Source organism: Gaetbulibacter sp. S0825 (assembly GCF_011777505.1).
Lineage (GTDB): Bacteria > Bacteroidota > Bacteroidia > Flavobacteriales > Flavobacteriaceae > Pontimicrobium.
In genome coordinates this window covers 489697-502944 of the sequence record NZ_JAATJT010000001.1, presented here as the reverse complement: position 1 = coordinate 502944, position 13248 = coordinate 489697, and the positions used below count along the sequence as shown (strand labels likewise).

Here is a 13248-nt window from a genome sequence, read left to right as displayed (position 1 = left end):
TTAAGAGGCTTTTATAGCCTCTTTTTTTGTTTTAAAAGGATAGTGTTGTTTAAACTCTTTTAATTGAACACGTTTTATAATAAATCTAATAATGCTATTTAAAAAAGGTCTTTTGTGTTTTATGTAGCATGTTAAATCAACTGGAATAGCACCAATAGTGGTTTTTATTTCGGAAGCTGTTCTACCAAAATTAATATGCGACACACGTTTTTCAATACCAATACGTACATAATCATTTAAAATTCTTGGGTAAATTGCGTGTTCTCTATTTAAGCTATAATTCAAACCAATAAAATGAGCGTCTAAATGATTATTATTTGCTAAGGCTGAAAGAAAGCCAACTAGTTTACCATTTAAAAAGTAGGCTTTTACTATAAAATCTTCATGATATATTTCTCGCAAATGTATATAGGTGTCCAAGTTTAAAACTTGGGCGTTAAAATTGGCATTGGCAATTGTGTTTTCGTAAAGTGTTTGCAGCTCATCTTTATAAGTCGCAAAATCGTCCTTAGTAAATAAACGTGCGGTTAAAGAACTACTGGATGTGTCAGCTTTATTAACTTTTACTCGGTATTTTGACTTTAAACCCTTTTTATAATCATCAAAGTTTTTCCAAATACTGTCAAGTTTCAAAATTAGATTTGGTTCAACATGCATTGCAGTAAATCCATAATCTTCAAATTGACTTGTGAGATGTAATGAGTCGTTTAAAAAATCTTTTAAAACAATAGCATGAAGTGGCTTAGTGTTTTTAGCAATTCGGTTTATCTCAGTTGCAATCACACCTATGGTTTTAATTTTATCGATTTCATTTTTTAGATAAAGACCATGCTCTCCACTTAAAAAAATGTTGCCATTTGTCATGATTTTTATAACATTATTGCAGAATAATGAGTGAGCAAGTTTTTTTATCCAACTAGCTAGTTTTATGTTTTTTAGGATAACATCAACACTTAATTCAATAGTTTGAATTATGGCTATAGATACAGCATTATTATTCTTTTCTACAACAATGTATTTGAAATCTATGTTTGGGTTCGATACCTCAAACGAATTAAGAAATTCTGGACTAAAGTAAGCATTACTGGTACACTCAAACTCTTTCCATTGTTTTGATGAAATTTGGTTTACAGAATTGTAAGTAACTACGCTTAAATGACTCATTGTAGTATTAGTCTCATTTTTTTTAATTCCCTACAAACTACAATTTTTCTATTTGCGACTTTGCTTCTTTAATGGTTTTTTGTGAGTTACCAATAAAAATTTGATCTTCTAAAATAATTACTGGACGCTTTAAAAAGGTATAATGGTCTAAAATGTAGTGTTTAAAATCGGCTTCTTTTAGCGATTGATTTTTTAAATCCATTTCTTTATAAAGTTTTGCTCTTTTGCTGAATAATGCTTCATAAGTACCAGCTAGTTGGTACATTTCTTCTAGCTGGGAAACGGTAATGGACTGCTCCTTTATCTCTTGGAATACAAAATCTGATGGAAGATTAAGCTCCTTAATAATACGCATACACGTATTACAAGTTTTTAAAAAGTATATTTTTTTCATGATAAACAAACATTAACTTTACAAAGAAAATCAATTAAGATTAATACTTATATTTTTAATCAAATAAAATGAATTACCAATTCGATATTACTTTAAAAAATAGAACTATTTTGAACACATTTTTTGAGAAGTGTTCATTAGAGGAGTTAAATAAAGTTCCTATTGGTTTCAATAATAATATTATTTGGAATTTAGCTCATGTAATAGTAACACAACAATTGTTAGTGTATGGTTTATCTGGATTACCTATGATGGCAAATGACGAGTTGGTAGCTAAATATAGAAAAGGTACAAAAGTAGAAGGAGATGTTGCACAAAATGAAGTCGATGAGATTAAGAACTTATTATTTTCTACCTTAGAACAAACAAGAAAAGACTACGAAAACGGAGTATTTAAAACCTATAACGAATATACTACTTCTACAAATAGTACAATGGCAAATGTTGAAGAAGCAATAGCATTTAACAACTTTCATGAAGGCATACATTTAGGATATGTTTTAGCATTAAAAAGAGCATTAAAAAGAGCATTATAATGATGGATTATTTTTCAATAGCAGCAACTTTAACAGTTTTATCGGCCGTTTTCGGTTACATAAATGTTAAGTTTTTAAAATTACCAATTACCATAGGATTGATGATTATTACCATTGTCTTTACACTTGTGGTTGTAGTGATTGGACAATTTGATGATACTTTGTTACTAAAAGAAAAGGAGCTCATCTCGCAAATAGATTTTAAAACTGTTTTACTCGACATTATGTTGAGTTTCCTCCTTTTTGCTGGAGCATTACACACTAATTTCACTCAGCTAAAAGTACAACGATGGCCTGTGTTTGTGTTTGCAACATTAGGTGTTTTAATGTCAACTTTTTTGGTTGGAATTATCATGTTTTATGTGCTTCAACTTGTTGGATTGCAAGTAGACTTTATTTATTGTTTATTATTTGGAGCGTTAATTTCACCTACAGATCCTATTGCTGTTTTAGGAATCTTAAAGAAAGCTGGTGTGCCAAAAAAATTAGAGACTAAAATAGTTGGAGAATCTCTTTTTAATGATGGTGTCGGTGTGGTTATATTTTTAACAATATTCAACATTGCATCTTCACCCACTGGAAATGTTGAGGTGCTAGAAATTGTAAAACTATTTGGTATTGAAGTCATTGGAGGAATTTTACTTGGTGCTATTTTAGGATGGGTTACTTATAGGATGATGCGCTCTATTGATGATTATGAAATTGAAGTAATTATTACTATTGCAGCTGTAATGGGAGGAACTCATGTAGCACAAAATTTGCATATGTCTGCGCCTTTGGCTATGGTAACTGCTGGATTAATAGTTGGAAACGATACAGTTAGAAACTCAGCCATGTCTAAAATTACCGAAATGTACGTTGATAAGTTTTGGGAGCTAATAGATGTGTTATTAAATACCATTTTATTCGTAATGATTGGTATGGAAATGTTAGTACTAACATTTGAAGGTAGTTATATTATTGCTGGATTATTAGGTATACCAATTGTGCTTTTAGCAAGATTTGTCTCACTTTGGGGACCAATAAAATTCTTTGACAAAAAGCTAGAGTTTGTTCCTAACACTAATATTATTATGACTTGGGGAGGCTTAAGAGGTGGTATTTCAATTGCATTAGCACTTAGTTTAACTCAAGAAATGCATAAGGAATTGTTCTTGGTAATTACGTATATAATCGTAGCGTTTTCGATTATCGGACAAGGTTTGACCGTAGAGCCAATCGTAAAAAAATTAACAAAACCAAAAACTTAGTATATATTTAGATAAGCTTCAACATCCTCAAAAGGCACTGTGAATTCGGTAATACCATCAGCATACGAGGCTATTTCATATACATTATAAAAGCATACAATTCCTTCATCATTAAACCCAATATTTGCAGGAAGACTAAAAGGTTCACCAAAGAAATAATTTATTTCACTGCCTTTAGTTTCTTCTTCAAAATGAGTTTTAACGATCTCTTTTAGACCTTCTTTGTCATTGAACAAATCGTCAAATTGTAATAATGCACCAGTCGATGCATCAAAATTAAAAAATGTTACGTTTAAGTTGCCGTGAGCACCACCAGAATTTATATAGCTATTTATGGCAATTGAAATAAGCATAGGTGATTGGTATGTGACTTCACCATCAAAACTAGCATCCCAAACCATAGCACTTTCTCCAAAACCATCTTTAAATGATTTGTATTCCAAATCAAAGTTTTCAATGGCATAATCTAATTGAAGTGTATCCGATGGTTCTTCAAGAAACACCAACATATTTGCAATGTGATTCTCAACTACTTTGTTAATTGTTTGCGCTTTCGTTGAAGTGCCTTCTGCTTTTGGAATATTCAATTCAACAATAGCATTCTCATTAAAAATATTGTTTGTTTCGGTAAAGTTTACCAGTGTAACCTCTTCACAAGAAAAGAGAATTAAAACTAAAAGAAGTGCTAAAAATTTTGTTTTCAATACAATGGAGTTTTATTAATACTATAAAGGTATTGCATACTTTTTAAAACAACGAATTATATATACATTTGTTGTAAATAATTAGAGATATGAAGTTTAATACTAAGACCATTCACGGAGGCCAAGAACATGATCCTGCTTACGGAGCAGTAATGCCTCCAATTTATCAAACATCAACTTATGCTCAAAGTACTCCAGGTGGACACAAAGGCTTTGAGTACTCAAGAACACATAATCCAACACGTAAAGCCCTTGAGAATGCTTTTGCAAGCATTGAAAACGGGAATTATGGTTTAGCGTTTGGCTCTGGATTAGCAGCTATTGATGCAGTAATTAAACTTTTAGAGCCAGGAGATGAAGTTATTTCAACAAACGATTTATATGGTGGAACCTATCGTTTGTTTAAGCACGTGTTCGAGAAATTTGGGATTAAATTTCATTTTGTTGGGATGGAAAGTGTTTCGAATGTAGAAGCGAAAATTAATTCAAACACAAAATTAATTTGGACAGAAACACCTACAAATCCAATGCTAAATATTATTGATATTAAAGCATTAGCCAATGTTGCAAAAAAACATAAAGTATTACTAGCTGTTGATAATACTTTTGCAACACCGTATTTACAACGACCATTAGATTTGGGAGCAGATATTGTTATGCACTCGGCAACAAAATATTTAGGAGGTCATAGTGATGTTGTTATGGGAGCACTCATGTTAAGAGACAAAGAATTAGCAGATAAGCTTTATTTTATTCAAAATGCAAGCGGTGCTGTTTGTGGACCACAAGACAGTTTTTTAGTCCTAAGAGGTATAAAAACATTGCATGTTAGAATGCAAAGACATTGTGAAAACGGTAAAGCTGTTGCTGAATTTTTGGCATCTCATCCAAAAATTGAGAAAGTATATTGGCCAGGTTTTAGCACACATCCAAATCATGATATAGCAAAAACACAAATGGAAGATTTTGGAGGGATGTTATCGTTTACCACTAAAGGGAATAACTACGAAAAATCAATTAAAATTGTAGAAAACCTTAAAATATTCACACTTGCTGAGTCTTTAGGTGGTGTAGAATCACTTTCTGGTCATCCAGCTAGTATGACGCATGCAAGTATTCCAAAAGAAGAACGTGAAAAAACAGGTGTTGTAGATTCTTTAATTAGATTAAGCGTCGGAATTGAAGACGAAGACGATTTAATAAACGATTTAAAGCAGGCTCTAGAATTAATCTAGATAATAAATATACCCTACATTTAACCATAAAAGCCAATCGTTGTATTTATTTGATGTGAGTTGGTGGTTTAAACCATCTACCCAATCATGGCCATAATATTGCCATCTAAGGTCTATCATAACATCTGATAAAACACCAATTTTATATCTTGTTCCAACACTTGTAACTAGTGACCAGCCACTTTTGGCTTCATCACTAACCGAACCAGGTTGCCAGAAAGAGTAGAAGTTATTAGGGTCATTAATATTACCATCACCATATGTTGTAGATACTTCTGGAGTTGAGTATGTATAGTGCACACCTAAACTTATAAAAGGAGCAAACCTGTAAGCAAAACCTTGAAAATCTCTAATACTTCTAGGGAAAAATTCAATTTGCGTTCCAATATCAAAATTCTCAGCCACACCTTTATGCGCTCTTAATTGGTTAGCTTCGATTGTTGTTCGGTATGGAGCTACCCATTCACCATAATGCTCTAATTGAGTCTTATTATATGAAATTTCATTTCTTAATTTAAAGTGATCATTAAAGTAAGTATAAGTAGTATAACAATTACAATCGGAGCTATAAGCGAAGTTTAAATAGTGAACGATACCAATACCATATCCTGAATTTTTTAAATTAGTATTTTCATTTAATCGCTGACCAAAATCTGATCTAAATTGAACAGGGCCAGCAATTACACCTATTTCATGGGAAAAGCCTAGTTGAGAAAATGATGTTTGCGCAAAGGCTAACAAGCATATTAGTGAAACTAATTGTTTAAGGTTAAGCATAGTATCTTTGTCGCCATTTATGACTTTAATATGAGCAAATATAAAAAACTTCGACGAAAGAACAAATAAATCCGATTAAACGTACAAGTTAATTAAAAAAACTTACCCAATACAAATAACAACAAATATTAAAAAGTTATTGTGAAATTATAAAAAAAAGTCTGTTATTTTTTAAGATATTTGTCGTCATAAAAAATTCAATAATTTATTATTACTTCAAAATTATATAAATGAAAGCTAAAATTGACGCATTTTTAGAACTTGTTAAAGAAAGAAACGGAGGCGAACCAGAATTCATGCAAGCAGTGCATGAAGTTGCGGAAACAGTAATTCCGTTTATTGAAGAAAACCCAAAATATCAAGGTAAAATGCTACTTGAAAGGATGGTTGAACCAGAGAGAACAATCATTTTTAGAGTACCATGGGTTGATGATAACGGAAATACCCAAGTTAACAGAGGATTTAGGGTAGAATTTAATTCAGCTATTGGACCATATAAAGGAGGGTTGCGTTTTCACCCAAGTGTTAACTTAAGCATACTTAAGTTCTTGGGCTTTGAACAAGTGTTTAAGAACTCGTTGACCACTCTGCCAATGGGAGGAGGAAAAGGAGGATCTGATTTTAACCCTAAAGGAAAATCTGATAACGAAGTAATGCGTTTCTGTCAATCATTTATGAACGAGCTTTTTCGTCATATTGGTGCTAATACAGATGTCCCTGCTGGAGATATTGGTGTTGGCGGACGTGAAATAGGCTTTATGTTTGGACAATATAAAAGACTTAGAAACGAATTTACAGGAATATTAACTGGAAAAGGGAGAAGCTATGGAGGTTCTCTAATTCGCCCAGAAGCAACAGGTTATGGTACAGTATATTTTGCTAAAAATATGTTGGCTACAAAAGGAGATTCTTTTAATGGAAAAACGGTTGTTGTTTCTGGATCAGGAAATGTTGCTCAGTTTGCATGCGAAAAGGTTACAGAACTGGGAGGCAAAGTTGTGACTTTATCGGATTCTTCAGGATTTATTCATGATGCAGATGGTATTGATGCAGATAAATTGGCATTTGTAATGAATTTAAAGAATGTAAAAAGAGGAAGAATAAGTGAGTATACTGCTCAATACCCTTCGGCAACATTCCATGAAGGGAAGAGACCTTGGTCTATTTCATGTGATATAGCATTGCCATGTGCTACTCAAAATGAGTTAAATGAAGAAGAAGCCCAAGTATTAATATCTAATAATGTAATAGCTGTAGCTGAAGGAGCTAATATGCCAACAACACCTGAAGCTATTGAAGTACTTCAAAATGCAAAGGTGTTATTTTCACCTGGAAAAGCATCAAATGCTGGAGGTGTAGCAACTTCAGGATTGGAAATGAGCCAAAACTCTTTACGTTTAAACTGGACAAGAGAAGAGGTAGATGCAAAGCTTAATAAAATTATGGATGATATACATGAATCTTGTGTAAAATATGGTACAGATGCAGATGGATATGTAAATTATGTAAGAGGCGCAAATATTGCAGGTTTTGTTAAAGTTGCTGATGCTATGCTTGACCAAGGGGTTGTTTAATTAACAAATGACCAAATAAGATTTAAAGCTTCCAGTTTTCTGGAAGCTTTTTTACTTTTAATATATATGATTTTACAGTATTTGTCGTTAGTTATAAATATATTTGAATATTGAAATAAATACATGAAAAAGAAGTTTTTTCTAATAATTTTTGCATTCATAGGCGTGCTTTTTTCAAATGCTCAAAATACATCCTTGTTATGGGAAGGACATTTTTCGTATTTAAATATTAAAGATGTTGTTTCAAGTCAAGAAAAAATTTACGCAGCTTCTGAAAATGCTATTTTTAGCTATGATATAATTACCGAAGAACTAAAAACAATTTCAACTATAAATGGATTGTCAGGTGAGTTGATTTCAACCATTCATTATAGCGAGGTTTTTGACCTCCTTGTTATAGGCTATGAAAGTGGATTGATGGAGATTTTTAATGAATCTACTGAAGAGATGACAACTGTAGTTGATATTCTAGATAAAAATACTATTCCCCCAAATAATAAAAGAATTAATCATTTTAGTGAGTTGGATGGTAGTGTTTTTGTTTCGACAGATTTTGGAATTTCAGTTTATGATTTATCCAGATTAGAGTTTGGAGACACCTATTTTATTGGAAATGGTGGATCGCAAATACAAGTTAACCAGACAGCTATTTCCAATGGTTACATCTATGCAGCTTGTGAAGACAATGAAGGTATAAGAAGAGGCTTATTAAGTAGCCCGAACTTAATAGATTTTCAAGAATGGGAACAAATAACTACAGGAAATTTTAATGGTATTGAAGCAGTTTTGGACAAACTATATTGTACTTCAGCTAATAGTAGAATTCATGAAATAATTGGAACGACACTAAATCAATTACAGGTATATTCTAATCAAGTTTTAGATTTAAAAAGCTCAAACAACCAATTAATTGTAACAACTCAAGATAATGTTTACGTTTATGATGTCAACTTCAGTTTATTGGCAAATTCAACACAAACCTCAGAGTTTGATACTACTTTTACTGCTTCATCATCAACGCAAGAAGGTATTTATATTGGAACCACTAATTTTGGTGTTCTAAGAACTACGGAAACTAATGTATCAACATTTCAAGAAATTCATCCAGATGGACCATTAAGAAATGATGTGTTTTCAATTACATCTGGGTTTGGACATGTTTGGGTTTCTTATGGAGATTACACTAGGTTCTATGATCCAAGCCCTTTGAAAGCTGAAGGAGTTAGCCAATTATATGAAGATCAATGGAATAATATACCTTATGAAGATGTATTTGGTTTAAGAAACTTAAATGCAATATCAATAAACCCTTTAAACCCACAACAAGTATTTGTAAGCTCTTTCCATAACGGTATGCTGGAAATTAACAATGGTAAAGCTACTCAGAGTCTTGATGAAACTAATAGTGGCTTAGAGTCGATAATTTTACCTAATGCACCAACTTATAGAAGTCTTAGGTTATCCGGAACTACATTTGACGATAATGGAGTATTGTGGTCACTCACAGGTTTAATAGAAAAGCCTTTAAAAGCCTACGATCCAAATTCAAACTCATGGAGAAGTTTTGATTTTAGCGAGTTAATTCCGAATGCATTAACTGATAATGTTGGATTTAAAGAACTTTTATTTGCGCCTTCAGGCGATATATTTATTGCATCGTTTTCTTATGGTGTTATAGGTTTTAAAGAAAATGGAGGAAATCATATATTTAAAAACGTTGATAAAGAAAATGGCAACTTGCCTGATAAATCGGTAAGAGCTATAGCTTTGGATAAGGGAGGACAATTATGGATAGGAACAGATACTGGATTGAGGGTTCTTTACAATGCTTCAGGTTTTTTTGACAATGAAAACTTGACTACTGATGAAATTGTGATACTGGACAATGGTATTCCAAAAGAACTATTACAAGATCAATTTATATCTGACATTAAAGTAGATGGCTCAAACAATAAATGGATAGCAACTATTGGCGCAGGATTATTTTATTTTTCACCTGATGGACAACAAACCATTTTCCACTTCACAAAAGATAATTCACCATTACCATCAAATAATGTTAATGACATAACCATCGACGATGCTAATGGAGTTATTTATATAGGAACAGATAAGGGGTTAGTGTCTTTTAAATCTGGCGGATCAGCACCTACTGATGAACTTGTAGATGCTTTTATATACCCAAATCCAGTAAGACCTGGTTTTAATATTGTTACTGAAAAAGTGAAAATTAAAGACATTACTGATAATGTCAATATTAAAATCACCGATATTGAAGGTAATTTAGTAGCCGAAGCACAATCCAGAGCAAACTCAAGATATAGAGGGTTTAACCTTGAAATAGATGGTGGAACAGCCTATTGGAACGGAAAAAATATGGCAAACAATATGGTAGCTTCAGGCGTATATCTTGTCATGATTTCAGACATGGAATCCTTGGAGACAAAGGTTTTAAAGCTAATGATAATTAGGCAATGATAGTTTCTACAAAAGCGATCGTATTATCAAAAATCAAGTATAAAGACCATGACCTCATTATTAAATGCTATACCGAAAGCTTTGGAGTAATTACTTATTTAGTAAGAAACGCTTTAAAAACAAGGAAGGGAAAGTTTAAATCGGCTTATTTTCAGCCTTTAAGCTTATTGGAAATTGAAGCAGACCATAAGGAAAACCGTTCTTTACAATATCTTAGAGACATAAAGCTTCGCGCATATTACAGTTCATTACATACCAATGTTATTAAGAGCACCATTGCGATGTTCTTATCTGAAGTATTGTCAAGTATTTTAGTTGAAGAAGAAAAAAACGAAGCACTTTATAGTTTTTTAGAAACAACCATGATATGGTTCGATGAAACAGAAACAAACACAAATTTCCACTTGCTCTTTTTAACAGAACTTACAAAATATTTAGGGTTTTATCCAGAGAGCCCTAAAATTACAAATAGTACATATTTTAATCTAGAAGAAGGTAAATTTCAAAACACCAAAACAAATATTTACTGTATTAATGGCGATAATTTAACAATACTTAAACAGTGCTTAGGCATAAAATTTGATGATAGTAAATCGTTGGAGATAACGTCGTCTCAAAAACGTGATTTTTTGAGTATGATATTACTCTATTTTAAGTTACATTTGGACGGATTTAAACACCCAAAATCTATATCAATTTTAAATCAAGTATTTAGTTAAGTTATGAGAAGCATTTGTTTCTTTTTTTTATGTTTTTTTTGTCTCTTCACTAGCGCTCAAGAAATTACAGTTTTAGATGCAACAACAAGCGAACCAATCGCAGGTGTAGCTGCGTATAATGCCAGTAAATCAAAAAGCACTATTTCAGGATTAGATGGTAAAATAGTACTTGATATTTTTTTAGAAGATGAAAGAATAACGTTTCAACACATTACACATATTACTACAACCATAGTTAAATCGCATATTACAAATATTGTTTATTTAAAGCCCAAATCTCAAGATTTAGATGAAATTGTAATTTCAGCCTCAAAGTTTGAACAAAGCAAAAGAGAAGTGCCTCAAAAAATCATGAGTATTAAAGCTGAAGATGTAGTGTTTAGTAATCCACAAACGAGCGCAGATTTGCTTCAAAACTCAGGACAAGTATTTATTCAAAAAAGTCAAATGGGTGGCGGTAGTCCTTTAATAAGAGGATTTTCTACAAATAGGCTCCTAATCTCTGTTGATGATGTTAGAATGAATACAGCAATTTTTAGAGGAGGTAATGTGCAAAATGTTATATCTATAGATCCTTTCGCTATTCAAAACACAGAGGTAATTTTGGGCGCAGGATCAGTTATCTATGGGAGTGATGCCATTGGTGGTGTTATGAATTTTTACACAAAAAAGCCAAAACTATCAGAATCGGATTCACTGTTGTTAAATACGAATACAATTTTGAGATATGCTTCTGCTTCAAACGAAAAAACTGGTCATTTAGATGTTAATTTAGGATATAAAAATTGGGCGTTTTTAACTAGTGTGAGTTATACAGATTTTGACGATTTAAAAATGGGAAAATTTGGTCCAAGTGATTATTTGCGCAATGAATATGTAAATAGTAGTAATGGTATAGATGTTATTACCCAAAATAATGACCCTAGAGTACAAAAATTCACAGGTTACAACCAAATAAACTTACTTGAGAAAATCCATTATAAAGCTAATGACAAATTGCATTTTGATTTAGGAATACATTATTCTGCAACCTCAGATTATCCACGATATGATAGACTTATAAGGTATAGAGGAAATGAACTTCGCTCTGCAGAGTGGAGTTATGGTCCACAAAAGTGGTTTATGGCGAACATTAAAATGACCACTTTAAGCAGTAAATCTAATTTATACGATAATTTTAAGATTACTGCTGCCTATCAGAACTTTCAAGAAAGTAGGATAGATAGAAATTTATATTCAGACTCAAGAAGAATTAGAGAAGAAAATGTAGATGTGCTAACTGCCAATTTAGATTTTGAAAAAACCTTATCAGACACTTCAAGACTTTTCTACGGTGCAGAATATGTTTATAATACAGTTGGTTCTAAAGCAAAAGAAACTTCTATTTCTTCAAATACATCTCAACCTATTGCAACTAGGTATCCTCATGGCTCTACTTGGCAGTCCATTGCACCATATATAAGTTATAAATATAAGCCAAATAAGAAGTTTACTTTTCAATCTGGAATTCGATTTAACCACATATCTATTAAAGCTAATTTAGAAGAAAACAATGACTTCTTGAATCTCCCTTTTAGTGATGTTAGTATTAATACAGGAGCTTTTACAGGAACTGCAGGAATTAGTTGGGCACCAAATAAAACATTACTATGGAAGTTAAACGCGTCTACCGCATTTAGGGCACCAAATATTGATGATGTGGGAAAAGTTTTTGATTCTGAACCAGGATCTGTAGTTGTTCCTAACACGAATTTGAAACCTGAATATGCTTATGGAGGAGAATTAGGTTTGGTTATAAACCTTAATGATAATGTTGTTTTTGATTTAGCAACCTACTATACATATCTCGATAATGCATTAGTTAGAAGAGATTTTGTTGTAACCGGAGAAACACAAATGATGTATGATGGTGAATTAAGTGATATCCAAGCGATACAAAACGCATCTAAGGCATGGATTTATGGTTTTGAAGCTGGTATTAAAATATCTTTTAGTGATAATTTAAAATTAACATCTCAATATAGCATCGTTGGTGGTACAGAAGAGGATAAAAATGGGATAGAAGTTCCAGTTAGGCATGTAGCCCCAAGTTTTGGAAACACACACTTAGTTTGGGAAAAAAATAAATTAAAGTGGGATGCTTTTATAAATTACAATAGCGAATTATCCAACAATCAATTAGCATCGTCTTTAGCCGATTATATTTTTGCTTTAGATGCTAATGGAAAACCTTATGCACCTTCGTGGCATACATTAAATTTTAGGTCTCAATATCATTTAAGCCCATCTACATCTTTAATTGCTACTATTGAAAATATTACAAACCAGTTGTATAGACCTTATTCTTCTGGAATTGCAGCTCCAGGAACGAATGTTATTTTATCTTTAAAATACAGTCTATAAAAAGAATGAGTATA

At 32.1% G+C, this 13248-nt stretch carries 11 protein-coding genes; 7 read left to right on the top strand and 4 right to left on the bottom strand.

From position 1 onward, the window contains the following. The gene (locus tag HB672_RS02315) at positions 1 to 1164 is read right to left on the bottom strand and encodes a hypothetical protein (RefSeq protein ID WP_167607075.1); all 1164 of its coding nucleotides are present in this window, start codon (positions 1162 to 1164) and stop codon (positions 1 to 3) included. Between the two features lie 37 nt (positions 1165 to 1201). Next, the gene (locus HB672_RS02310; protein ID WP_167607072.1) at positions 1202 to 1558 is read right to left on the bottom strand and encodes an ArsC/Spx/MgsR family protein; all 357 of its coding nucleotides are present in this window, start codon (positions 1556 to 1558) and stop codon (positions 1202 to 1204) included. Positions 1559 to 1626: 68 nt separating this feature from the next. On the opposite strand from HB672_RS02310, the gene HB672_RS02305 reads away from it, so the two are divergent. Beyond that, positions 1627 to 2094: a DinB family protein gene (locus tag HB672_RS02305; RefSeq protein ID WP_167607069.1), complete on the top strand. Its 468-nt coding sequence runs from the start codon at positions 1627 to 1629 to the stop codon at positions 2092 to 2094. 2 nt (positions 2095 to 2096) lie between these two features. Beyond that, entirely contained in the window at positions 2097 to 3344 is a 1248-nt protein-coding gene (locus HB672_RS02300; protein ID WP_167610208.1) for a sodium:proton antiporter, read from the top strand. On the opposite strand, the gene HB672_RS02295 is transcribed toward HB672_RS02300, so the two are convergent. Beyond that, positions 3341 to 4048 carry a DUF3298 and DUF4163 domain-containing protein gene (locus tag HB672_RS02295; RefSeq protein ID WP_167607066.1) on the bottom strand — a complete coding sequence of 236 codons (708 nt, stop codon included), beginning with the start codon at positions 4046 to 4048 and terminating at the stop codon, positions 3341 to 3343. The two genes, HB672_RS02300 and HB672_RS02295, sit on opposite strands and share 4 nt — an antisense overlap. Before the next feature lie 89 nt (positions 4049 to 4137). On the opposite strand from HB672_RS02295, the gene HB672_RS02290 reads away from it, so the two are divergent. Continuing rightward, complete coding sequence (locus HB672_RS02290) at positions 4138 to 5283, top strand: cystathionine gamma-synthase (RefSeq protein ID WP_167607063.1); 1146 nt, start codon at positions 4138 to 4140, stop codon at positions 5281 to 5283. Here HB672_RS02290 and HB672_RS02285 read toward each other — a convergent pair. Further along, the gene (locus HB672_RS02285; protein ID WP_167607061.1) at positions 5275 to 6060 is read right to left on the bottom strand and encodes a glutamate dehydrogenase; all 786 of its coding nucleotides are present in this window, start codon (positions 6058 to 6060) and stop codon (positions 5275 to 5277) included. The genes HB672_RS02290 and HB672_RS02285 overlap by 9 nt on opposite strands. Positions 6061 to 6290: 230 nt before the next feature. On the opposite strand from HB672_RS02285, the gene gdhA reads away from it, so the two are divergent. The 4 genes from gdhA to HB672_RS02265 all read left to right on the top strand — a co-directional run bounded on the left by gdhA (position 6291) and on the right by HB672_RS02265 (position 13234). Further along, positions 6291 to 7634 carry an NADP-specific glutamate dehydrogenase gene (gene gdhA / locus HB672_RS02280; protein WP_167607058.1) on the top strand — a complete coding sequence of 448 codons (1344 nt, stop codon included), beginning with the start codon at positions 6291 to 6293 and terminating at the stop codon, positions 7632 to 7634. 123 nt (positions 7635 to 7757) lie between these two features. Next, positions 7758 to 10112, top strand: a complete 2355-nt coding sequence (locus HB672_RS02275) for a two-component regulator propeller domain-containing protein (protein WP_167607055.1) — start codon at positions 7758 to 7760, stop codon at positions 10110 to 10112. Then, complete coding sequence (recO, locus tag HB672_RS02270) at positions 10109 to 10831, top strand: DNA repair protein RecO (protein ID WP_167607053.1); 723 nt, start codon at positions 10109 to 10111, stop codon at positions 10829 to 10831. The genes HB672_RS02275 and recO overlap by 4 nt, the downstream gene beginning before the upstream one ends. Before the next feature lie 3 nt (positions 10832 to 10834). Continuing rightward, the gene (locus HB672_RS02265; RefSeq protein ID WP_167607050.1) at positions 10835 to 13234 is read left to right on the top strand and encodes a TonB-dependent receptor; all 2400 of its coding nucleotides are present in this window, start codon (positions 10835 to 10837) and stop codon (positions 13232 to 13234) included. Positions 13235 to 13248: the final 14 nt, after the last annotated feature.

Bases quoted from the DNA above. Each gene is read 5' to 3' on its own strand.
- HB672_RS02315 (WP_167607075.1), bottom strand. From the start codon at position 1,164: ATGAGTCATTTAAGCGTAGTTACTTACAATTCTGTAAACCAAATTTCA.
- HB672_RS02310 (WP_167607072.1), bottom strand. From the start codon at position 1,558: ATGAAAAAAATATACTTTTTAAAAACTTGTAATACGTGTATGCGTATT.
- HB672_RS02305 (WP_167607069.1), top strand. From the start codon at position 1,627: ATGAATTACCAATTCGATATTACTTTAAAAAATAGAACTATTTTGAAC.
- HB672_RS02300 (WP_167610208.1), top strand. From the start codon at position 2,097: ATGGATTATTTTTCAATAGCAGCAACTTTAACAGTTTTATCGGCCGTT.
- HB672_RS02290 (WP_167607063.1), top strand. From the start codon at position 4,138: ATGAAGTTTAATACTAAGACCATTCACGGAGGCCAAGAACATGATCCT.
- HB672_RS02285 (WP_167607061.1), bottom strand. From the start codon at position 6,060: ATGCTTAACCTTAAACAATTAGTTTCACTAATATGCTTGTTAGCCTTT.
- gdhA (WP_167607058.1), top strand. From the start codon at position 6,291: ATGAAAGCTAAAATTGACGCATTTTTAGAACTTGTTAAAGAAAGAAAC.
- HB672_RS02275 (WP_167607055.1), top strand. From the start codon at position 7,758: ATGAAAAAGAAGTTTTTTCTAATAATTTTTGCATTCATAGGCGTGCTT.
- recO (WP_167607053.1), top strand. From the start codon at position 10,109: ATGATAGTTTCTACAAAAGCGATCGTATTATCAAAAATCAAGTATAAA.
- HB672_RS02265 (WP_167607050.1), top strand. From the start codon at position 10,835: ATGAGAAGCATTTGTTTCTTTTTTTTATGTTTTTTTTGTCTCTTCACT.